Here is a 21,611-nt window from a genome sequence, read left to right on the forward strand (position 1 = left end):
ACAACCGGGGAAAAAGCTAGTATAGCAAGCGCGACGACTCCGCCGCAGCGGAGCGTCCAATCGCATCAGGGTCGCGAACGCAGCGTGGGACCTGGGGATGTGACATGACCGAATTGGCACTGCACCTGCTAGGGGCGAAGCTCGCACTCGGCCCGGCCAAGGCGGCGATCGTGCTGCCGACGATAGGTTGGGCATTGATCGGATCGGTCCTGGCCGCGCCCCAGCGACGGATCGCGCGCGGGCGACTCGCCGCGGCCTTGTGGCCCGATCAGGACGACGAGGCGGCGCGGCGCTTCCTGGCGACCGCCTTGTGGCGCCTCAAGCGACAACTCGGCGCGCTGCGCACGCCGCTCCAGGCAGGCAAGGAAACGATCGCGCTGGCCGACGATGACGACACCTGGATCGATGCCATCGCGTTCGAGCGCGGTGTCGAGGTGGTGCTCGCCGATCCCGCGAAACTGGATCATGCGGCGGATCGCGAAACGCTGAAACATGCGCTGGGCCATTACCGCGGCGATTTCCTCGAATTCAGCGACATCGACGCCATCGTGATCGAGCGCGAGCGGCTGCGCGCGCTGTATCTGGATGCGGCGTTGGAGCTGGCCCGCGCCTGCAAACGACATGGCGACTGGCGCACAGCATGCGAGCTGGGCCGCACGATCTGCACCGTCGAGCCGTTGCGCGAGGATGCGCAGCGTTTGTTGATGGAGGCGATGGTGGCGTGCGGCAATCGCGCCCAGGCCGTGCAGCATTATCGCGAGTTCGAACGGCTGCTGGCTGAGGAACTGGCGGTGCGCCCGATGCGCGAAACGCGCGACCTGGCCGCGTCGATCGCCCAGGCGCCGGCGGCGCACGAACAGGCGCCGGACAAACCGGCGCGGGGCGACACGCCGCACCGCGAGACGCTGCTGCGCGCGCGGCAACAATTGGCCGAAAGCCTGTCGTTGCTCGACCGCGCCCTGTCGCAATGAAGCGCGGCGATTCGCGCGCCCCCTGCCGCGGCAAACGGCGCGATTTGAGCTGACGGCGACAACCTTTCTCTGCCGTTCGTCACAATATCGGCAGTGGTGATGCGGCGGTGATCCGGGCGTGATCAATCGGTGATCTGGCACTGCCACACCATCCTCCAGAACATCCCGCTTGCGACTCTCAGGATTTGGAGGAGGCGTTGAATGAGGAGGATCGGCCCCGCAGCGACGTGCGCGCCACGACGCTCGTCATCCGCTGCTGGTACGAGCGCGGCGATGGCGATGCGCTGTGGCTGCGCGGCACGGTCCGCGATCTCGCGCGCGGCCGATCGCTCGCTTTCGAGGGGATCGACTCTCTGTTGGTGAAATTGCCAACCTTGGTTGGCGACGGTGTTTCGGCGCGAGGCGGATGACCGCGGCGCTACCTGATATTTTCGATGGTTTGGTGGGAGAGGATCGATGACGGACTATCCGCTGCTGCGCGCCAGTTTGGCGCCGCAATATGCGCAACTGCCGCCCGCGCAACTGAACGACCTGGTGCGGTCGATCTACGGCCCCAATGCCTCGGCCGAGGATGTCGAGGGGCTGTTCGACGATATCGGTAGCGGCTTGCGCCATGCCGCTGGCGCGGTCGGCGGCTTCGCGAAAAAGGCCGCGCCGGCGCTCGCCCGCGCCTTGCCGGCGGTGGCGAGCGGCGCCGCGGCGGGATCGGTGGCGGGGCCGTGGGGAACGCTGATCGGCGCCGGCGCCGGGCTGGCCGGTGGCCTGTTGTCGCAATCGGGCAATCGTACCGCGCGTGGCATTGGCGGCGCGATCGGCAGCGCCAGCGGACTAGTCTCCACGGTACGCGGCGGCGGGGCCACGGGCGCGCTCGGCTCGCTGGCCTCGGTGGCGAGCGGCGCGCTGGGCAATACCCCGGCCGGACGGAGCGCCTTGAACGGTATTCGCGGCGCGCGCGGCGGCGCGTCGGGCGGCGCGTCGAACATGCTCGCCGGCTTGCTCGCCCGGCCCGAACTGACGCAATCCTTGATGTCGTCGCTGATGGGCGCCGCGGGGCGCCAATCGCTGTCGGTCGGTGGACAACGCGTACCGGTCAGCCAGATGCTGTCTGCCCTCAGCAATATCGCTGGGCGCGCGGCGCACGAGGCGGCCGAAGCGGAGGGTTCGGCCGAGGACACGCCCGAATATGCCAGCGTGACGGCAGAGGCGTTCGGCATCGATCCGGAGGATTCGGAAGGCCGCACCGATGCGCTGCTGACCCTACTCGCACTGACGCCGTCGATCTGGATGAACCGGCCCGCGCCGATCAATGTCCAGGTCAACCCCGCCGACCCCTATTTCCCGGCCGGCGAAAACGCCTGGGCCGAATGGGACGCCGAGGCCTCGTTCGACGAGAATTGGGGGCAGGAGGATTGGGGCGGGGAAGACTGGAGCGAGGATTACGCCGAGAGCGACGAGGCGGTGGAGCTGGAAGATGTTTGACGCGGCCGCCCGCGCGACGCTGGATCCCGCGGCGATGATGCAGGACATCGCTGGCGGCGACCCGCGCATGGCGGCGCTGATCGAGATGATGCAGGCGCAGCGCGCGCCGCCCGGCGCCTCGCCCAGCAACGATGTCGACGCGCCGGACGAGCGCGACGAGCTGATCGTGGAGCTCAGCGCGCGGCTGGATGCGGCGGAGGCGCGGCTGACCAAGATGACGCGCATTGCCCGGCAACTGCACGAAGCGGGCCGTGCCGCATCGCAGCGCTTGAGCGGTCTGGCGGCGGCGCTTGGCGCCTGCGGACTATGCTGGGGCGATGACCCGGCCTGTCTCGGCTGCCGCGGTCGGGGCCGGCCCGGCATGGTCCGGCCCGACCCGGCCGCCCGCGCCGACCTGTTCGGATCATCGCCGCCGCCACGCGACACAGCAACGCTAAAACACTGATTTAAATGGTCTTTTTGGTAGGAGAGATGTGATGTTGGAGACCGCCTTTGAGAGCGACTTCGAGGGACTCGTGGAGAGTGATTTCGAATTCGATACCGAGAGTTACGACGAGGATTATGGCGAATCGTTCGATGAATCGTTCGACGAAGCCGCGCGCCGCAAGGCGCGTGCGCGAGGCGCTCGGCCGCCGCGGCCGGGGATCAAGCTGCCGCCGCGCGGCAATGTGACGCCGCGGCCGCCGGCGAGCGGCTATGCCACCAAGGCGGAACTGAGCGCGACGGCCAAGCGGCTCGACCAGCGCATCCACACCACGGCGGCCGCGCTGAAGACGGTCGACACCCGGGCCCGCGCGGCAGAGCGCGAGATCGGCGCGATCGGCCACGCGCTGCGCAAGGAGATCGCGCTGCGCAAGAAGGAGACGGCCGAGCTGAAGAAGGGCCTGGATGAATCGCGACAGATTGCGATGATCCTGCCGTTGATCGGCGGCGGCAGCGACAAATTCTCCAAGATGCTGCCGGTGCTGATGTACGGCGGCGGGCTTGGTGGGACGAGCGCGTCGAGCGACGGCAATAACGGCATGATGACGACGATGATGATGGCCATGGCACTGTCGGCCTGACCCGTCCGCCGCCCTCCAGAAGGAATGCGATATGTCACAGCAACAGTTGAACGCGCTCATGCTCGGGCGCGCGGCGGGGACGTCGTTCGGCGTCCCCGAGCAGGATCTCGGCCGGCTGAGCCTGATTGCCTATACGATCGGCAATCCGGTGCTGGCGATCGCTGCGGCGCGATCGATGGCGCGCAGCGATACCAAGCCGGGCGAGTCGGACCAGACCGAGAAGGACCCGGCGGAGAAGGATGGCGCGATCGAATCCGCGCAATCGGCGGCCGATTATGCCGAAGACGCCAAGGCGGCGGCCGAGCAATCGGAACAGGCCGCGGCGGATTCGCGACGCTATGCCGACACCGCGGCGATCGACGCGCGCAACGCCGCCGATGTCGCGCAGAAGGCGGCGGCGGTAGCGCAACAGGCGGCAAGCGAGGCGCAGAAAGCGCTCGAGGCGCTGAACGCCGCCAAATCGGGCGTGCCCGCCATGGCGACCAAGAAGTAGCGGCCGGGCAGGAACGCGATCATGGACCCCGGGCTGCAGGAGTTGATTGCCGGTGGCGGGCCCGACGAGATCGTCGCGGTGATCGTCCGGCTGCAGCCCGGCAGCCCGCCGCCGCCGGGGCTGCGGCTGATCGCCCTGTTCGGCGATGTCGCCACCGGGCGCGCGCCGCGCGGTGCACTGGCGGCGATCCATGCCCATCCCGCGGTCGCCAGCCTGAAGGCGCCGCGCGTCTATGCCGGCGAGATGGACGGCGCCCCGCATCCATTTGCCGATCGCCCGATGCCCAGCGAACCGGGCTTGAGCGAAGCCGACCCGAGCGAGATCGACAGCGACGTGCGGCGCCCGGCTGGGCTGGCCGAAACGGGGCGCGGCGTGGTCGTGGCGGTGATCGACTGGGGGCTCGACTTCGCGCATCCCGATTTCCGCAACGCCGATGGCAGCACGCGGCTGATCGGCCTGTGGGACCAGCGCGCCGATGGCGTGCCGCAGCCTTATGGCTATGGCCGGATCCATCGCCGCGCCGCGATCGACCATGCGCTGAGCAGCGACGATCCGTTTGCAGCGTTGGACTATCGCCCGGCGGCGGCGTCGCATGGCACGCATGTGCTGGGCATCGCCGCAGGCAATGGCCGCGCCGGGGGACCGTGCGGCATCGCGCCGGAAGCCGATCTGGTGTTCGTCCATCTCGGCCCGGGCGTTGGCGATCTCGGCAATTCGATCGACCTGCTCGAGGCGATCGACTTCGTCGTGCGCACGGCGGAAGGGCGGCCGATCGCGCTCAATATGAGCATCGGGCGGCATGCCGGGCCGCATGACGGCACCCTGCTGGTGGAACGCGCGATCGACTGGCTGATCGTCAACCGCCCGGGCACTGTGGTGGTACAAAGCACGGGCAATTATTATTCGCGCAACGTGCATATGGAGGGGCGGCTGCGCGAGGGGCAGAGCGCGCACCTGCCGTTCGAGCTGCCGCGCAGCGACGCGCATCCGGCCACGGTGGAGATCTGGTATGAGGGCACCGACCGGTTCGGCGCGCGCATCGTCGCACCGGGCGGTGGCGTGGCGACGGCTGAACTGGGCGCCAGCGCGGTGGTGCGGGATCGCGACGGGGCGGAACTTGCGCGGCTCTATCATCGCGGGCTCGACCCCAATAATGGCGATAACCTGATCGCGTTGGTGCTGCGCCCGATGGCGCCGGCCGGGCGGTGGGAGATCGAGATTCGCGGGCGCGACGTCGCCGACGGGCGCTGGCATGCCTGGATCGAGCGCAACGCCGCCTGCCCGGCCTGCCAGGCAGTGTTCGCGCCGGGCAGCGCCTCGCCCATGGCCACCACCGGGAGCATCTGCAACGCGCTGCGCACGATCGCGGTCGGCGCGTATGACGGACACGATCCCGATCAGGCGATGGCGCCGTTTTCGAGCACCGGGCCGACCCGCGACGGGCGGCGCAAGCCGCTGCTGGTCGCGCCGGGGGTGCGCATCCTTTCGGTCCGCTCGCGGCTGTCGCCGCATGAGCCGCCCAGCTATGTGCGGATGAGCGGCACCAGCATGGCCGCGCCGCATGTCACCGGCACGGTCGCGCTGATGCTGCAGGCAGCGCAGCACGTGCCGATCGCGGCGCTGCGCAACGCCTTGTTCGCCGCACTCGGCCCGTCGGCGCCGGCCGATCCCGAGCAGCGCGACCGCTGGGGCTACGGCGTACTCGATATCGCCGCCGCGGTCGCCGCGGCACGGCAGTTGCGCGATGATCCATCAGTCACCCCCGCGCGCGCGCCGGCGCCGGCAGCAGAGGAGCTATGCGTCATGGAACGGGACCAGGTCGAAGCCGCCGAATCGGTCACCGTCGGCCCGCCGGTGAGCGACGACGAGCGGCGCTGGACCAAGGGGCGCCGCACCAGCCGGCCGACCCCCGAGCAATTGATCCTGTCGCAATTCAGCGACGCCGAATTGCGCGAGATGCTGGATCTGCCGCCGCAACCGCCGATTTCGGTGGCGCAGCGCGAGAGCATTGAGGCGGATGTGGCGACCACCGACCCAGCTGCAGAACCAGCGGCGCCAGATCCCGCCGCAGCGCCCGACCCGGCACCCGGATACGACCCGACGACAGGGTATGACCCGACGCCCGGTTTCGAGCCCGGCAGCGAGCCTGCCGCCACGGCGCCGCCGCAGGCGCCCGTGCCGCCAGTGCCCGCCGTGGATCCCAAGGCGCTGGTCAACGTGGCGGTCAATCCGCAAGTGCCGTCGACGCAGATCGTGGGCTTTCCCGGCACGCGGCTGGTCGCGCCCTTGCTGGCCGGCGACGTGATCCTGCGTGGCAAGCATCGCCGCCGGGCCAAGCTGGTCACGCGGCCGGGACTGCACCGCGCCGGCGCGCTCAAGCGGGCCTCGGGACGCGGGCGTGGTCGCGCGCGCGAAGGCGGTTTCTATGCCGAAGTGATCGGCGAGGACGGGTTCGAACGGATCGCCGGGCCCGACGGGCTGTTGCTCGACGATGTGCTGATCGTGCGCTCGCGCGCTGAGTCTGATCCGGGCGAAAGCGACCCGCCGATCGTGCCGCGGCCGACGATCCGCCAAGGCTCGCGCGGGCCCGCGGTGACCGAGGCGCAGACCCGGCTCAACACGGTGCACGCGACGCGCATCGCCGGTGGGCAGGGGGGGCTGGAGCGGTGCCCGCTGAGCGTCGACGGCGTGTTCGGCGGCAATACCCGCGCCGCGACGGTGGCGTTCCAGCGCACCGCCTTTCCCGGCCAGCCGGGCGAGTGGGACGGGGTGATCGGCCCGCGCAGCTGGGCGGCGTTGATCACTGCCAGCGGCGCCGAGGTTCACCAGATCGTGCTGCCGACGCGCTGCCCGGGCCTGCCGCGCGAGCAGCAGATCGATCATTTCGAGTTTGGTTCGGCCGACATCCTGCCCCGCCACCAGCCGCAGATCATCGGCATCGCGCGCTGCATCAGCGAGAGCCAGAGCAGCGCGACGCCGGTCAGGCATCTCGAACTGATCGGCCATACCGATGCGGTCGGTTCGGAGGCGGAAAATATCGCGCTCGGCACGCGCCGCGCCGGAGCGGTGCGGCGCGAAATCCTGGCGGCGATCCTGCGCATGACCGGGCGGCCGGCGCCGGCGAGCTTGGTGATCGATGTCGCCAGCCGCGGCGAAAGCGAACCGCTGGCCGATGCCGAGCAGAGCCGGCGCGTGCAGGTGCTGAGCGATTTCGCGTTCGTCGTGCCGGTGCCGCCGCGGCCGCAACCGGTGGCCGCCGCGACGATCGAGTTCGTGCTCGACGATGACGGCGATCACCGCGTCGATGGGCGCGCGCCCGTCGCCACCGCGTTGATGTTCGGGATTTGGGACCGGGCCTATACCGCCGCCGGAGCGGTCCGCAACGATGCGGCCGAGGCGAACAATTTCGTCGGTGCCGACCGTCGCCGCTTCTACCTAAGGGTGAGCGATCGCAGCGCGACCGGATCGACCGTCACGGCGCGCTGGCGCACGTTGACGGCGGCCGGCGCGGATGACGATGCCCCGGCCTCGCAGAACGTGACGCTGACCGAGACCGCGCCAGGATCGAAGATCTTCGTGTCGCGCGCGCTGATGCTGGTGACCGACGATACCGATGCCGCGCAGGCGACCGATTCGGGGCTGACCGCGGGGCCGGATACCGGCCTGCGCAACCGCGGGCAGAGCAACCACCGGCTGCGCCGCACGACGCTCGACGGCTCGGTGGGCGCGGACTATACCGCCGCGGCGGGCGGCGCCGTCGCGGTGACGCTGCCGGTGTTCCGGCGCAATCCCGAGAGCCGGCGGCGCGTGGCGCTGCGCGTCGTGCACCTCGGCCTGACGGCGACGCCGGCCGTGCGCGCGCTGATCGACGCGCAATTCGTCCACGCCAATCGGCGCTGGGCGCAGACCGGGTTGCGGATCGACCGGGGGCCGACGAGCGATCTTGCGCTGCCGGCGGGCGCCAGGGACGCGAACGGCGACTATACCGGCGACCTCGACACTCCCGCCGAGCGTCTGGTGCTCGACCTGCTGATCCCGACCACGCCCGACGACACGATTACCGTGTGCTTCTGCCGGATCCAGCGCGATGCGAGCGGGGACCCGGCGTTCAACGCCTATGCCGCCCTGACCCAGACGCAGGCGGCGCTGCACGGCAACCGTATGTTCATCTTCCAGCACATCGATCTCAACCCCGATCTCGAGACGCTGGCGCACGAACTCAATCACGTGCTGGCCAATCGGGAAGACAGTCCGCAGGACATGCGGTTCTTCACGTTCAATACCAACGCGCCGGGCGGGATTGCGCCCAATGTCAGTACCTATCGGCGGATCCAAACGCTGTTCACTGCCGATCCCGACACCGATCCGAACGATGAGAATACCTTCAACTGGATGCGCCGCCGCCGCGTGGGGCGGCTGCCAATGGTGCGGGATCCGGTGACGATCAATCCCGCCAGCGCAACCACCGGCAACACATCGGTAGGGACATTTTGATATGACCGAGCCCGCAAGCCTGACGCCCCGCCAACGCGTGATGATGTTCGTCGGCGGCAATTTCAGCCGCGCCGCGCTCGGCCCGCGCTACCAGCAGATCCTCGACGCGATCGACGCCGATCCGCGCGCGCATCTGGCCGCGTTCGACCAGATGTTTCTGTCACGGCCGGCAAACCGGCTGCAATTGACCGACCTGCATCTCGACAGCTTCGTAGCGCGGATGAACCGACATTTGCCACAGGAGGCCCGCGCGGTGGCGCGGCGGCTGTTGGCGCGGATGGCATCGCTGGCGCGCGCGCAATCCCACGAGATGACCGAAGCCGACGAAAGCGCGTCGGTCGAGCTTGGCCGGCAACAGCGCGAGCTGGTCGCGCGGCGCGACGTGCTGGCGCAGGTCGCCCGCGCGGCATGAGGAGGATGCGATGACCGATACTCGTTTCCCGCTGGCCCCCGGTGCCGGCGCCCCCGGCGGTGCCGACACCCCCAGCAGTGCCGCGGGCGGCGCGGCTCCGGCCACGCTGCACGATTATCTCGCCGATCCATCGATGCAGGTGGTGGCGTGGCCCGGGCGGCGGCTCGACCGGCCCTTGCTCCGCGGCGACGTGATCGTACGGCAGGGGCTTGGCGGTGTGCGGCGCTCGTTCATCCTTACCGCGCCGGTCGCGCTCGGCGCGCGCGCGGCGGAGGCGATCGATGTCGAGGCGCTGGCCGCGGGCCGGCCGGGCAGCGTCTCGCTCGGCCTGGTCGGTCCCGACCGGCTGCTGCACCCCGACATGACCGTGATCCGCCCGCTCGGCGCGGCCGAACTGGGGGCGGGACTCGATACCGAGACGGTGGCGCCACCGGGTGCCGCGCGTCCGACGATCCGCAGCGGATCGCGCGGGCCGGCGGTGATCGATGCGCAACAGCGGCTCAACCAGGTCCATGCCGACCGCCGCGCGCGGGGCGAGAGCGGCATCGCCGATTGCCCGCTGGCCACCGACGGCCTGTTCGGCCCGCACACCCGCGCGGCGACGGTGTCGTTCCAGCGCGTGGCCTTTCCCGGGCTGCCGTCGGAATGGGACGGCGTGATCGGCCCGCGCACCTGGACCGCCCTGCTCGCGCAGAGCGGGCGGCGCCCGCCGCGGCCGCAGGTGGGGCAGGTCGATCCCAGCCGCTGGGCGAGGATCCTGCGCCCGCTGGCCACCGGGCGCACCGTGCTGCGCACCGGCAATGCCGTGGCGGCGTTGGTCGACGGCATGGCCACGTTCAACGCGATGGCGGCGGACATGAGCGCGACCAGCGGCGAGCGCGACTTCATCTATCTGCTTGGCTGGGACAATTTCGATACGTTTCCGCTCGGCGCGGCGAGCAGCTTCCGCGACATCTATACCGCCGCGGCGGGGCGCGGGGTGGAGGTGGCCGCGATGCTGTGGGACCAGTTCGGCATCGTCACCGATGCCGATCTGAGCGCCACCGAGACGGTCAACCACATCAATGCGCTGCGCGGCGGCAAGGCGGTCAAGGACGATCTGACGACCAACAATACCACCGCCTCGCGGGTCCGGCTGGCGGTGGGCGCGGCGCTGGTCGGGCTCAATCCGCGGCTCATCTCGGTGATCCTGCGCATCATCGAACCGGATATCGCGCGGCTCGGCGGATCGCATCACCAGAAAGTGCTGGTGGTCAGACGCGGCGCTCTGCTGGTGGCCTATTGCGGCGGGATCGACATGAATCCCAACCGCGTCCGCGTGGTCGAGCCGGGCGCCGGGCACCCGCATCACGACACGCATTGCCGCATCGTCGGGCCAAGCGCGCACGACCTGCTATCGACCTTCCTGTCGCGCTGGCAGCATTATCCCGGGCGCAGCCGGTTCGGCGCGTTGCGCGGCGACGGGCTCGGCGTGCCCGCCGCCATCGCCAGCCCGGGCCCGGTCGATGCGCCGTTCGGCGGGCCGGTGTCGGTAATGATCGCGCGCACGTTCAACCCGGTCAACCTGGCGCCGCCGCTGGTCGTCGCCGAACGCGCCATCAAGCCGGCCTTGCTCGCAGCGATCGCCAGTGCGCAGCGCTTCATCTATTGCGAGGACCAATATCTGTTCGACCTGGATACCGCGCGCGCGCTGATCGCCCGGCTTCCGCAACTCGACCATGTGACGATCCTGATTCCGGGCAATCCGCTCGCCGACGCGCCCTTCTCGAAGGAATATCGCCGCGATTTCGTGGCCTTGATCGATGCCGCGCGGTCCGGGGCCGATCGCGCCAAGCTCGGCGTGTTCCAGCTCACCACCAGCCAGAGCGCGCCGACCTTCGGCGACCATACCTATGTCCATTCGAAGAGCTGGGTGTTCGACGACGAACTGGCGGTGATCGGCACGGCCAATTGCAACCGCCGCAGCTATACGTTCGACAGCGAGGTCGACGCGTTCATCTTCGAGGACGACCGGCGCGCGGGCGACGCGCGGGAGACGTTCGCGCAACGCTATCGCATGGCATTGTGGCAGCACCATTTGGGCGTGTCGGCCGCAGCGGTCAGCGACGGGGTGCGCAGCGCGCAGCTGTGGCGCGCCGGTACGCGCCCGGCGAGCGCGCGGGTGATCGAATTCGATCATACCCTGCCGACCGGATTCACCTCGACGGCGGGCTTGCGGCAGGCGGTGATGGACCGCGCCGCGGAACGGCTGCGCGGCGTCGTCGACCCGACGATCTGATGGCGCGCGATTTGTCGGGCGCGCGCGACGGGTGGGTCGCTCAGGGCTCGGCGCGCAGGCGGTAGCCGATGCCGAGTTCATTGGCGATCACGCTGCCCACGGGCCCGGGAAATTCGAGCTTCTGGCGCAGATTGCGGATGACGATGCGCAGATAATCGATGCGCGGATCCTCGTCGCTGCCCCAGGCGGCGGCGATGATCCGGTCATGCGTCACGACCCGGCCGATATGACGCGCGAGCACGGCGAGCACGTCATATTCCTTCCGCGTGAGATGGACCTCGGCGCCGTCGCGCAGCACGTTGCGACGATCCAGGTCGATGGTCAGCGCGCCGGTGCGGAGGCGTTGCGGCGTGGCCGACCCGATGCGGTGGCGCAGCGCGACGCGCAGCCGGGCGAGCAATTCCTCGCTGTCGAACGGCTTGGTGACGAAATCGTCCGCGCCGAGATCGAGCGCGGCGACTTTCTCGTCGGTAGCGTCGCGCGCCGAGACGATCAGGATCACCACGTCGCCATGCTGGCGCAGCAGCGGGATCAGGCTCAGGCCGTCGCGATCGGGCAGGCCGAGATCGAGCAGGATCGCATCGGGCTGCTCGGCCGCGGCGCCGGACAGCGCCTCGCGACCGTTGATCGCTTCGACCACGGCATAACCGGCGCGTTCGAGCGTGTTGCGCAACAGCCGGCGGATCGACATCTCGTCGTCGATCACGAGGATCTTGGCGGGCATCAGACGGCGCTTTCGGGTGCGCTGGCGCGCACGATCAGGGGAGAGGGGAAGACGAGCGTGAAGGCGGCGCCGGGCTGGTCGCCGCGATTGCCGGCCTCGACCGTCATGCCCATCGCCTCGGCAAAGGCCTTGACGATGGCCAGGCCAAGCCCGGTGCCGCCGATCGCGCGGTCCGATCCTTCGAGCCGGCGGAACGTCTCGAACACTTCCGCCTCGCGGCCCGGCGGCAGGCCGGGGCCGTGATCGACGATCGCCAGCCGGATTTCGCCATACAGGTGACGACCTTCGATGATCACCGGCGTGCCGGGATCGCCATAGCGCCCGGCATTGTCGAGCAGGTTGAGCAGGCAATGGTGGAGCAATTGCGCATCGACCCGCACCAGCGGCAGATCGGGCGGTACATCGAGCTGGAGGGGATGGCCGTCGAGGTTGCGGCGGGCATCGTGCGCGGCGCCGGCGACAGCGTCGCTGAGATCGGTCGCCTCGAGCTTGAGCTTGAGTGCGCCGGCCTCGACCCGGGCCATGTCGAGCAGATTGCCGACGAAGCGGTTGAGCCGCGCGGCTTCGTTCTTGATCGTATCGATCAAGGCGGGCGTGGCGCCGTGCTCCAATTGGTCGGCGGCGGCGATCACGGCGGTGAGCGGGGTGCGCAGATCGTGGCTGACCGAGGAGAGCAAGGCGGCGCGCAGCCGATCGCGGGTGCGCACGGCATCGACATCGCGCATCTCGGTTTCGAGCCGCAGGCGCTCCAGCACCAAGGCGGACTGGTCAACCAGGCTGGTGAGCAAGGGCAGTTGATCGGCCCGCACCGGATCGCCGGCATCGTCGCGCGCGATGCCGAGCACGGCGAGCGTGCGATCACCGGCGCGGATCGGGGTGAACAGCCATTCCGAGGCGGCCAGCGTGCCCGATCCCTTGCCCGCCGCGCTGCCCGCGTCGAACGCCCAATTGGCCGCGGCGAGATCCATCGTGTCGAGCCGATAGGCCGGGTTGCTTGCCGCCTGAACGGTGAGGCCGGCACCCGGCATCGCGCCGAGCAATACGGTCTGCACGGCGAACAGCTGGGCGATATCCTCGCAGATCATGCGCGCGGCGTCGGACGGATCGTTGACGCTGCTTAATTGCCGCAGGAAGCCGGCGAGCGCGGCATTGGTGCGCGCGCTGGCGGCGGCCATGTCGGCCTGGGCGCGGACCCGGGCGGTAAGCTGGCTGGTGGCGAAGGCGACGCCGAGCAAGACGAGCACCGAAATGACGTTTTCGGGATTGCTGATGGTCAGCGTGCCGGTCGGCGGCAGGAAGAAGAAATTGTACGCGAGGCTGGAGGCGATACCGGCGAACAATCCGGTGCGCAGGCCGAACAGGCTGGCCGCGGCCATCACCGGCAGCAGGTACAATAAGGCGACGTTGCCAAGATCGAGGATGTGGAACACAGCGCTGGCCAGGCCGGTGACGGCGGCGACCATCAGGCTGGTCCAGGCATAGCCCGCCTTGCTGCCCCAGGCGCCGGCGCGCCGGCGGGGGCGCGACGGCGCGGCGCCGCGCCGGTCGAGCGGCAAGACGTGCACCGCGATGCCGGGCGTGTCGCGCACCAGGCGATCGACGACCGAGCCATGGCGCAGTTCGAACAGCCGCGAACGGGCGGATTTGCCGACCACCAATTGCGTTGCGCGCGCGTCGCTGGCGAAGGTCTGCAACCCCTCGACGACCTGCGCCGCGGGCACGGTGGCGACGGCGCCGCCGAGTTGCGTGGCGAGGTTAAAGACCGCAGCCAGCCGGCGGTGTTCGGCATCGCCGAAGTTCCGCGCGCGCGGCGTCTCGATATAGACGGCGGTCCACGGCGCGTGCAGCGCATCGGCGATGCGCTTGGTGGCGCGCACCAACCCGTCCGCGCCGGGCAGTTCGCTGACCGCGACGACGATGCGCTCGCCGCCTGCCCAGGTGCCGCCGACGCCGAGCGCGCGGACATGCTCCAGCATCTGCGCATCGACCGCCTGGGCGGCGCGGCGCAAAGCCAGTTCGCGCAATGCCGACAGGTTTGACTTGGAGAAGAAGTGGGAGAGCGCGCGGGTCGCTTCGTGCGGCAGATAGACCTTGCCGGCCTTGAGGCGCTCGATCAGTTCGTCGGGCGGGATATCGACGACTTCGATCTCGGCCTGTTCGAGAATGCTGTCGGGCACCGTTTCGCGCACGCGGACGCGGGTGAACGAGGCGACGACGTCGTTGAGGCTTTCGACATGCTGGATGTTGACCGTGGAATAGACGTCGATCCCGGCGGCGAGCAACTCCTCGACATCCTGATAGCGTTTGGGGTGACGGCTGCCGGGGGCGTTGGTGTGGGCGAGCTCGTCGACCAGCACGAGGCGCGGCGCGCGCTCGAGGATCGCGTCGAGATCCATCTCGTCGATGCTATGGCCTTCATAGGCCACTGCGCGGCGGGGCACGATCTCGTAATTGCGCGTCAGCGCCTCGGTCTCGGCGCGGCCGTGCGTTTCGACCACGCCGATCACCGTATCGACGCCTGCGCGCCGCCGCTCGGCGCCTTCGGACAGCATCTCGAACGTCTTACCAACGCCGGGGGCGGCGCCGAGGAAGATCTTCAAACGCCCGAGGCCCTCCTGCGACGCCTGTCGCAGAAGGGCCTCGGGCGATGGTCGGTCGGAGGGCTCGTTCATCCGGCGCTGGCATCCAGCGCGCGGTTGAGCGCGAACACGTTGACGGTGGGATCACCGAGAATGCCGAACAAGGACGTTTCGGTATGCGCCTGGACGAGCGCATCGACCCGCGCCACCGATAGGTGTCGTACACGCGCGACGCGCGCGACCTGTGCCATTGCGGCAGCGGGGGACAGATCGGGATCGAGGCCGGAGCCCGAGGCGGTGGCGAGATCGGCGGGCAGCGGGCCGGTGACGCCTTCGTCGCGGCGCTTGGCGACGTCCGGCATGATGCGATCGACCAGGGCTTGTGACGTCGGCCCGAGATTGGAGCCGGACGAGGCCAGCCCGTCATAGCCTTTGCCGGCGGCCGAAGGGCGGGTCTGGAAGTAGCGATCGGAGGTGAAGGCCTGGCCGATCACGGTCGAGCCGACGACCTTGCCGTCCTGCGTGACCAGGCTGCCATTGGCCTGGTGCGGGAAGATAACCTGTCCGACGCCCGTCATGGCGAGGGGATAAGCGATCCCGAGCAGGATGGCGAACAGGATCGTCATGACGAGGGCGGGGCGGAGAGCGGAAGTGAAATCGGACGTCATTGTGTAACTCCTTGTGTCCCCGCGAAGGCGGGGACCCAGTCTGGGCACCCGCCTTCGCGGGTGAACACTTCAGGCAAGACCAAGGCCGCCAACGGCCAGGTCGATGATCTTGATGCCGACGAACGGGGCGATCAGGCCGCCCAGGCCGTAGACGGTGAGGTTGCGCGCGAGCAGCGGGCCGGCCGCCATCGGCGTGTATTTCACGCCCTTCAGCGCGAGCGGCACGAGCAAGGGGATGATCACCGCGTTGAAGATGATCGCCGAGAGGATCGCGCTTTGCGGGCTCGACAGCCCCATCACGTTGAGCACGGCGAGCCCCGGATAGAGCGCCACGAAGATCGCCGGGATGATGGCGAAATATTTCGCCACGTCGTTCGCCACCGAGAACGTGGTGAGCGCGCCGCGCGTCATCAGCAACTGTTTGCCTAGCCCTACGATCTCGATCAGCTTGGTCGGGTCGCTGTCGAGATCGACCATGTTGCCCGCCTCGCGCGCCGCCTGCGTGCCGGTGTTCATCGCCACGCCGACATCGGACTGGGCGAGCGCCGGCGCGTCGTTGGTGCCGTCACCACACATCGCGACGAGCTTGCCGCCTTCCTGCTCCTTGCGGATCAGCGCCAATTTGTCCTCGGGCGTGGCTTGCGCCAGGAAATCGTCCACCCCGGCCTCGGCGGCAATCGCCGCGGCGGTGAGCGGATTGTCGCCGGTGATCATTACCGTGCGGATGCCCATGGTGCGCAATTCGCCGAAGCGCTCGCGAATGCCCGCTTTCACCACGTCCTTGAGGAAGATCGCGCCAAGCAACCGGCCATCCTTGGCCACCGCCAGCGGCGTGCCGCCGGCGCGGGCGATCTCGTCGGTGACGCGGCGCAGTTCGGTTGCCGCCGCCGTTTGCCCCGCACCGGGATTGGCCCTGAGGATCGAATCGACCGCGCCCTTCTGGATCAGCGCGCTGTTGGCGCGGACCCCGGAGATGCGCGTCTGCGCGGTGAACGGAACGACTTCCGCGCCGACAGGCAGCTCGGCCAGCGTGACGGCGAACTTGTCCCGCGCGAGCACGACGATCGAGCGGCCTTCGGGGGTTTCGTCGGCCAGGCTGGCGAGCAACGCCGCTTCGGCCAGTTCGCCATCGCCGACGCCGCCGACGGGACGGAATTCGCTCGCCTGGCGATCGCCGATGGTGATCGTGCCGGTCTTGTCGAGCAACAGCACGTCGATATCGCCTGCCGCCTCCACCGCGCGGCCGGATTTGGCCAGCACATTGTAGCGCACCAACCGGTCCATGCCGGCGATGCCGATCGCCGACAGCAGAGCGGCGATGGTGGTGGGGATCAGCGTGATGAGCAACGCGGCAAGCATCGCCACCGGCACGCTGCCGCCGGCATAAGCGGCGAAGCCCGGGATCGTGCCGACCGCGATCAGGAAGATGATCGTCAGGCCGACGAGCAGCAGGGTTAGCGCGATCTCGTTGGGGGTCTTCTGACGCTCGGCGCCTTCGACCAAGGCGATCATGCGATCGAGAAAGCCCTCGCCGGGATTGGCCGTCACGCGCACGCGGATCTCATCGGAAATGACGCGCGTGCCCGCGGTCACTGCGGAGCGATCGCCGCCCGCCTCGCGGATCACCGGCGCGCTTTCGCCGGTGATTGCCGCTTCGTTGACCGAGGCGACACCGCCGAAGACTTCGCCGTCGGCCGGGATCAGATCGCCGGTTTGCACAAGCACTTCGTCCCCGGCGCGGAGCCGGCTGGCGGGCACCATTTCCCAGGTATCGGCGACCCCCGAGAGCAGTTTGGCGCGCAGATCGGCCTTGGTATCGCGCAAAGATGCCGCCTGCGCCTTGCCGCGGCCCTCGGCCAGCGCCTCGGCGAAGGTGCCGAACAGCACGGTCAGCCACAGCCAGACGACCAATTGGAGTTTGAAGCCGGTGCTTAGCCCATCCTGCCCGATCACGAGCAGGACGGTCATCAGCGCGGCGACGACGGCGGTGACGAACATCACTGGGTTGCGGATCAATTGCCGCGGATCGAGTTTGCGGAAGGCGTCGCCGATCGCCGGAACGATCAGGTCTGCGGTGAACAGGGATTTTGTTGCGGTGCGTGCCATGTGGCCAGGTCCCGTCAGAAGGTTTTGCCGCTGATCATCGCGAGATGATCGGCGATCGGACCGAGCGCGAGGCTCGGGAGGAAGGTGAGGCCGCCCAGGATCAGGATCGTGCCGACCAGCAGGCCGACCCACAGGCCGCCTGTCGTCGGGAACGAGCCGGCGCTTTCCGGGGTGTATTTCTTCGCCGCGAGGCTGCCGGCGATGGCCAGCATCGGCACGATGATGAAGAAGCGCCCGAGCCACATCGCCACGCCGAGCAGGCCGTTATAATAAGGCGTGTTGGCGGTCAGGCCGGCAAAGGCCGAGCCGTTATTGGCGACTCCGCTGGTGAAGGCGTATAGCAGCTCCGAAAAGCCGTGCGGGCCCTTGTTGAGCGGCCCGGCCAGCCCGGCGGGCAGCACCGCGCTGATCGCGGTGAAGCCAAGGATGATCAGCGGCAGGATGGCGATCGCCAGCACGGCCAGTTTCACCTCCCGGCTTTCGATCTTCTTGCCGACATATTCGGGCGTGCGGCCAACCATCAGCCCGGCGACGAACACCGCCAGGATGGCGAACAGCAGGAAGCCGTAAATGCCTGCGCCGACGCCGCCGATCACGACCTCGCCCAACTGCATGTTGATCAGCGGGACCATGCCGCCAAGCGCGGTGAAGCTGTCATGCATGGCGTTGACCGCGCCGCACGAGGCCGCCGTGGTGATGACCGAGAACAAGGCGCTGGCGGCGATGCCGAAGCGGACTTCCTTGCCCTCCATATTGCCACCGGCCACGCCCAATTGGTGGACGATCGGGTTGCCCGCGGCCTCTTGGGCATAGGTCACGCCGACGCCGACCAGGAACAGGATCAGCATGGCGGAGAGGATCGCCCAGCCTTGCCGGGTGTTGCCGACCGCCTTGCCGAACGTCCAGGTCAGTCCGAAGCCGATCAGGAAGATCGACAGCATCTGCACCAGGTTGGTCAGCGCCGTCGGGTTTTCGAACGGGTGGGCGCTATTGGCGTTGAAGAAGCCGCCACCATTGGTGCCGAGCATCTTGATCGCTTCCTGGCTCGCCACCGGGCCGAGTGCGAGCGTCTGCTTGACCCCTTCGAGCGTGGTGACTTCGACCGTGCCGGCCAGCGTCTGCGGCACGCCGCTGGCGATGTAGAATATGGTCAGGGCAACGCAGAGCGGGAGCAGCACGTACAGCGTTACGCGCGTCATATCGGCCCAGAAATTGCCGATCGTCGCGCTCGAGCGCCGCGCGAAACCGCGGAACAATGCGAAGGCCAAGGCGATGCCGGTGGCGGCGGAGAGAAAGTTGTGGATCGTCAGGCCGAACATCTGGCTGAAGTTCGACATGGTCGATTCGCCGCCATAGCTCTGCCAATTGGTGTTGGTGGTGAAGCTGGCCGCGGTGTTGAACGCGAGATGCCCGCTCAGGCCCGGCAGGCCCTGCGGGTTGCCCGGCAACACGCCCTGCAGGCGCAGCACGGCATAGGTCAGCGCCATCAGCGCGACGTTGAACAGCAGCATGTGCAGCGCGTAACGCCGCCAGCCCCGCTCGGCCTGCGGGTCGATCCCCGACAGCTTGTAGAAACCGCGCTCGACGGGGCCGAGCACGATATGGAGGGGCGTGCGCCGCCCCTCATAGAGGGCGAACAGCCAGGTCCCCATCGGCTTGGTCAGCGCGAGGAGAATGGCGACGAAGCCGAGGATCAGGATCCATCCCTGGATAGTCATGTGAAGGCGCTCCTTTCTAGAAGCGTTCGGGGCGGATCAGGACCGCCACGAGATAGAGAAGCAGCCCGAGCGCGGTGATCGCGGCGAGCCAGAGGTCAAGCGTCATGGGCGTGTCCTAAAGCTTGGGGGTCAGGCGTTGTCGCACAGCCGGACATAGGCGAGCGTCAGCGCCACCAGCCCGACCATCACGGCGATCCACAGAAGGTCTTCCATCGGTCAATTCCTCAGAAAGCGGCGGTCAGCGACACGACGGCGGTGCCGCCGGCGATGTTGCCGGTGCCGTCCTGGCCCTTGCTGAAGCTCGGGCGGAGATAGGCGGCGTCACGGTTCGAAATGTCGGTGCCGACGTACGAGACGTTGAGCGTGAGGTTGTGCCAGGTGGCGTCCGCGCCGAGCGACCAGTCCCAGTACTTGCCCGTCGGCGAAACAGCAGTGGCGTTGGGGCCGAGACCGTCCTGGCCCCAGCTATGGCCGATATGCGCCTTGGCGGTGAGCGGCGTGCCGGCGATGGCCAGCGCGCCGTCGCCGGCGACGTAGAGATTGTCGTCCTTGGCGCCGGGATTGGTATAGATGCCGGCGGCGGCATCGGCGCCGGTGCGGTACCAGCGGCCGAGCGCCTGCTGCTTGGGCGCATAGGCCACGCTGGCGGTGAGCGTGGCGGGGCCGGTCGTGCCGCTTAGCTTGACATAGGGTTCAGCAAAGTCGGTCTTGTCGGCGCCGCCGGGATAGACATACCAGGTGAGCCCGGCATCTAGCGTGGCATTGTCGGCCAGCTTGGCCTTGTAGCCGCCGATCAGATCGAGCTCCATATTGGCGCCGCCGAACGTGCCCCAGCCGGCCAGGTTGGAGGCCCAGGTGCCGATATAGAAGCCGCTATCGTGGGCGATGGTGATGCCGCCTTGCACCGCCATTTCCCGATCGGACTGCGACACGCCGCGGAAGCGATAGTCGGAAGCGATCGCGGCCGAGCCGGTGACGGTGATCGCCGGCGGCGGTGCGGTCTCGCCCGGCGCGGCGGTTTGAGCGTGCGCGGCGATCGGCAGCGCGAGGAAAGCTGCGGCGATGACCGGATAACGGAAGTTCATGTCTGCCCCCAACGGAGTGACGGCCGCGGAAAGGTGCGGCGCCTTGAGGGTGGGCAATTAGGCGGTCACCGCGTTTGAATTCGAGAGCGATTCCGGCCTTTCGCATAGTGCCGGCATATAGTTGGCGGATTGGCAGCCGAGCCGGTGACCTTTCGGCTAGGCTGGTACGCGGCGTCGTCGCACGGTTTCGACCACGTGATCGATCGCCCATACGGCCAAGAGCGAGGCGCCGAGCAACGGCAGCAGCAGCGCCGCGACGAGCAGGATGACGAGCGCGCCGCGTACCGGCGCGGCGGCGACTTTGGGCGGGGCGGCGAGCCGGCCGGCGGGGCGGTGCTTCCACCACATCACCACGCCGCTGAACACCAGCAGCACGATCGCCAGGCAGGTGGCGAGCATGACCAATTGGTTGGCCAGGCCGAAATAATTGCCCATGTGGAGCTGGACGCCCAGTTCGATCGCCTTGGCCGCCCAGCCATAATCGCCATAGCCGATCTCGCGGATCAGCGTGCCGCTCCAGCGATCAAAATACAGCGTGCGCTGCCCCTGCGGGCGATCGGGATAGGTATAAGCGGTGTAGACGCCGGTCGAGCCGTTGGGCAGGAACAGGCGGTAATCGCCCGTCAGGCCATGATTGCGGGCGAGCGCGGCCGCGATCCGGTCGCTTCCGGCGACCGCGGCATCGTCGCGGCCGCCCCGCGGCTGGTCGTGCCCGGCATGGCCGCCATGGGCCGGCGTCGAGGCCGGCATCGGCGCCTGTTCCATCGTCCAGGGCGCGTCGCCGAGCGCCGCCTTCATCGGCTGGCTGACCGGGGCAGCATAGGTTCGGTTGGACTGCGGATAGCCGATGCCGAGCGCGGCGGTGCCGCGCTTGAGCAGATCGCCTTCGATCCCGGCCCAGGGCAGACCGGTGACGATCAGGAAGGCGATCAAGGCGAGCGCCCAGGCGCCGGTCACGGCGTGCAGATCGCGCCAGAACAGCCGCCCGCCGGCGCGCAGGCGGGGATAGGCGATCCCGGCCAGGCCGCGCCGCCCGCGCGGCCACCACAGATAGAGGCCGGTGGCGATCAGCACGAGCGCCCAGCAGGCGGCCAGTTCGACAATGCGGTCGCCCAGCGTGCCGATGGTTAGCGAGCCGTGCATCTCATCGGCGAAACCGACCAGCGTATGGCTATAGACGGTCGCGCCGAGCACGCGGCCGCTGCCCGGATCGACCGCGACGCGCAGCGCATCGCCGCGCACTGGCGTGACGAACACGATTGCCGAGCGGGTGCCGGCCGGGGGGAGATCGATGCGCGTCGCGCTGCCCGGATGCGCGTGCAGTGCGGCCCCGATCAGGCGCGACGGCGGCAGGCCGATGCCGTGCGGGGCGACGAAGCGCTGTGCGGGGTACAGCGCATCGTTGATCTCGTCGTTGAACAGATAGATTGCGCCGGTGATGCTGAGGATGAGCAGGAACGGCGCGACGATCAGGCCGGCATAGAAATGCCAGCGCCAGATCGCGCGATACGCCCGGGAGGCGGGCAAGCGGGTGGCCATC

The 21,611-nt window shown here is 68.8% G+C and carries 17 protein-coding genes and 1 pseudogene; 10 read left to right on the forward strand and 8 right to left on the reverse strand.

All coding sequences use genetic code 11. The features are described 5' to 3' along the window. Window positions 1-104: 104 nt before the first annotated feature. From U1739_RS17275 to U1739_RS21265, 10 genes and pseudogenes are all read left to right on the forward strand, one after another. Window positions 105-971, forward strand: coding sequence for an AfsR/SARP family transcriptional regulator (locus U1739_RS17275; RefSeq protein WP_332709830.1), 867 nt, complete (start codon window positions 105-107; stop codon window positions 969-971). A 197-nt stretch (window positions 972-1,168) separates the two neighbouring features. Next, window positions 1,169-1,381: a hypothetical protein gene (locus U1739_RS17280; protein WP_332709831.1), complete on the forward strand. Its 213-nt coding sequence runs from the start codon at window positions 1,169-1,171 to the stop codon at window positions 1,379-1,381. 46 nt (window positions 1,382-1,427) lie between these two features. Then, window positions 1,428-2,450 (forward strand): hypothetical protein, encoded by a 1,023-nt coding sequence (locus tag U1739_RS17285; protein WP_332709832.1) that lies wholly within the window; start codon window positions 1,428-1,430, stop codon window positions 2,448-2,450. Then, entirely contained in the window at window positions 2,443-2,895 is a 453-nt protein-coding gene (locus U1739_RS17290; RefSeq protein WP_332709833.1) for a hypothetical protein, read from the forward strand. Before U1739_RS17285 ends, U1739_RS17290 begins: the two co-directional genes overlap by 8 nt. A gap of 31 nt (window positions 2,896-2,926) precedes the next feature. Beyond that, on the forward strand, window positions 2,927-3,514 hold the full coding sequence (locus tag U1739_RS17295) for a hypothetical protein (protein ID WP_332709834.1): 588 nt from the start codon (window positions 2,927-2,929) through the stop codon (window positions 3,512-3,514). A 31-nt stretch (window positions 3,515-3,545) separates the two neighbouring features. Then, a complete protein-coding gene (locus tag U1739_RS17300) occupies window positions 3,546-4,007 on the forward strand; it encodes a hypothetical protein (RefSeq protein ID WP_332709835.1) in 462 nt (153 codons plus the stop codon). Window positions 4,008-4,028: 21 nt separating this feature from the next. After that, a complete protein-coding gene (locus U1739_RS17305; protein WP_332709836.1) occupies window positions 4,029-8,501 on the forward strand; it encodes a S8 family serine peptidase in 4,473 nt (1,490 codons plus the stop codon). A 1-nt stretch (window position 8,502) separates the two neighbouring features. Beyond that, complete coding sequence (locus U1739_RS17310; RefSeq protein ID WP_332709837.1) at window positions 8,503-8,913, forward strand: hypothetical protein; 411 nt, start codon at window positions 8,503-8,505, stop codon at window positions 8,911-8,913. A gap of 361 nt (window positions 8,914-9,274) precedes the next feature. Further along, window positions 9,275-9,586: pseudogene (locus U1739_RS21260) on the forward strand (peptidoglycan-binding domain-containing protein); the annotation flags it as partial. A gap of 321 nt (window positions 9,587-9,907) precedes the next feature. Next, complete coding sequence (locus U1739_RS21265) at window positions 9,908-11,191, forward strand: phospholipase D-like domain-containing protein (protein WP_443025599.1); 1,284 nt, start codon at window positions 9,908-9,910, stop codon at window positions 11,189-11,191. Window positions 11,192-11,231: 40 nt separating this feature from the next. On the opposite strand, the gene U1739_RS17320 is transcribed toward U1739_RS21265, so the two are convergent. The 8 genes from U1739_RS17320 to U1739_RS17355 form a co-directional block, all read right to left on the reverse strand. Continuing rightward, window positions 11,232-11,915: a response regulator transcription factor gene (locus U1739_RS17320; RefSeq protein ID WP_332709839.1), complete on the reverse strand. Its 684-nt coding sequence runs from the start codon at window positions 11,913-11,915 to the stop codon at window positions 11,232-11,234. Next, window positions 11,915-14,587: a DUF4118 domain-containing protein gene (locus U1739_RS17325; protein ID WP_332709840.1), complete on the reverse strand. Its 2,673-nt coding sequence runs from the start codon at window positions 14,585-14,587 to the stop codon at window positions 11,915-11,917. Before U1739_RS17325 ends, U1739_RS17320 begins: the two co-directional genes overlap by 1 nt. Then, the gene (kdpC, locus tag U1739_RS17330; RefSeq protein WP_332709841.1) at window positions 14,584-15,162 is read right to left on the reverse strand and encodes a potassium-transporting ATPase subunit KdpC; all 579 of its coding nucleotides are present in this window, start codon (window positions 15,160-15,162) and stop codon (window positions 14,584-14,586) included. The genes U1739_RS17325 and kdpC overlap by 4 nt, the downstream gene beginning before the upstream one ends. 69 nt (window positions 15,163-15,231) lie before the next feature. After that, window positions 15,232-17,268, reverse strand: a complete 2,037-nt coding sequence (gene kdpB / locus U1739_RS17335; protein WP_332709842.1) for a potassium-transporting ATPase subunit KdpB — start codon at window positions 17,266-17,268, stop codon at window positions 15,232-15,234. Window positions 17,269-17,282: 14 nt separating this feature from the next. After that, window positions 17,283-18,986 (reverse strand): potassium-transporting ATPase subunit KdpA, encoded by a 1,704-nt coding sequence (gene kdpA, locus U1739_RS17340; protein WP_332709843.1) that lies wholly within the window; start codon window positions 18,984-18,986, stop codon window positions 17,283-17,285. Window positions 18,987-19,002: 16 nt separating this feature from the next. Continuing rightward, on the reverse strand, window positions 19,003-19,092 hold the full coding sequence (gene kdpF / locus U1739_RS17345) for a K(+)-transporting ATPase subunit F (RefSeq protein WP_039095929.1): 90 nt from the start codon (window positions 19,090-19,092) through the stop codon (window positions 19,003-19,005). Between the two features lie 118 nt (window positions 19,093-19,210). Beyond that, window positions 19,211-20,071 (reverse strand): TorF family putative porin, encoded by an 861-nt coding sequence (locus U1739_RS17350; RefSeq protein ID WP_332709844.1) that lies wholly within the window; start codon window positions 20,069-20,071, stop codon window positions 19,211-19,213. A 156-nt stretch (window positions 20,072-20,227) separates the two neighbouring features. Next, a complete protein-coding gene (locus tag U1739_RS17355; RefSeq protein ID WP_332709845.1) occupies window positions 20,228-21,610 on the reverse strand; it encodes a PepSY-associated TM helix domain-containing protein in 1,383 nt (460 codons plus the stop codon). Between the last annotated feature and the right edge of the window lies 1 nt (window position 21,611).

Origin of the sequence: Parasphingomonas puruogangriensis, from assembly GCF_036663635.1 — a bacterium.
Lineage (GTDB): Bacteria > Pseudomonadota > Alphaproteobacteria > Sphingomonadales > Sphingomonadaceae > Sphingomonas.

Excerpts from the sequence above, each read along its gene's own strand:
- U1739_RS17275 (WP_332709830.1), top strand. The coding sequence starts at position 105 with ATGACCGAATTGGCACTGCACCTGCTAGGGGCGAAGCTCGCACTCGGC.
- U1739_RS17285 (WP_332709832.1), top strand. The coding sequence starts at position 1,428 with ATGACGGACTATCCGCTGCTGCGCGCCAGTTTGGCGCCGCAATATGCG.
- U1739_RS17290 (WP_332709833.1), top strand. The coding sequence starts at position 2,443 with ATGTTTGACGCGGCCGCCCGCGCGACGCTGGATCCCGCGGCGATGATG.
- U1739_RS17295 (WP_332709834.1), top strand. The coding sequence starts at position 2,927 with ATGTTGGAGACCGCCTTTGAGAGCGACTTCGAGGGACTCGTGGAGAGT.
- U1739_RS17300 (WP_332709835.1), top strand. The coding sequence starts at position 3,546 with ATGTCACAGCAACAGTTGAACGCGCTCATGCTCGGGCGCGCGGCGGGG.
- U1739_RS17305 (WP_332709836.1), top strand. The coding sequence starts at position 4,029 with ATGGACCCCGGGCTGCAGGAGTTGATTGCCGGTGGCGGGCCCGACGAG.
- U1739_RS17310 (WP_332709837.1), top strand. The coding sequence starts at position 8,503 with ATGACCGAGCCCGCAAGCCTGACGCCCCGCCAACGCGTGATGATGTTC.
- U1739_RS21265 (WP_443025599.1), top strand. The coding sequence starts at position 9,908 with ATGCTGTGGGACCAGTTCGGCATCGTCACCGATGCCGATCTGAGCGCC.
- U1739_RS17320 (WP_332709839.1), bottom strand. The coding sequence starts at position 11,915 with ATGCCCGCCAAGATCCTCGTGATCGACGACGAGATGTCGATCCGCCGG.
- U1739_RS17325 (WP_332709840.1), bottom strand. The coding sequence starts at position 14,587 with ATGAACGAGCCCTCCGACCGACCATCGCCCGAGGCCCTTCTGCGACAG.
- kdpC (WP_332709841.1), bottom strand. The coding sequence starts at position 15,162 with ATGACGTCCGATTTCACTTCCGCTCTCCGCCCCGCCCTCGTCATGACG.
- kdpB (WP_332709842.1), bottom strand. The coding sequence starts at position 17,268 with ATGGCACGCACCGCAACAAAATCCCTGTTCACCGCAGACCTGATCGTT.
- kdpA (WP_332709843.1), bottom strand. The coding sequence starts at position 18,986 with ATGACTATCCAGGGATGGATCCTGATCCTCGGCTTCGTCGCCATTCTC.
- kdpF (WP_039095929.1), bottom strand. The coding sequence starts at position 19,092 with ATGACGCTTGACCTCTGGCTCGCCGCGATCACCGCGCTCGGGCTGCTT.
- U1739_RS17350 (WP_332709844.1), bottom strand. The coding sequence starts at position 20,071 with ATGAACTTCCGTTATCCGGTCATCGCCGCAGCTTTCCTCGCGCTGCCG.
- U1739_RS17355 (WP_332709845.1), bottom strand. The coding sequence starts at position 21,610 with ATGGCCACCCGCTTGCCCGCCTCCCGGGCGTATCGCGCGATCTGGCGC.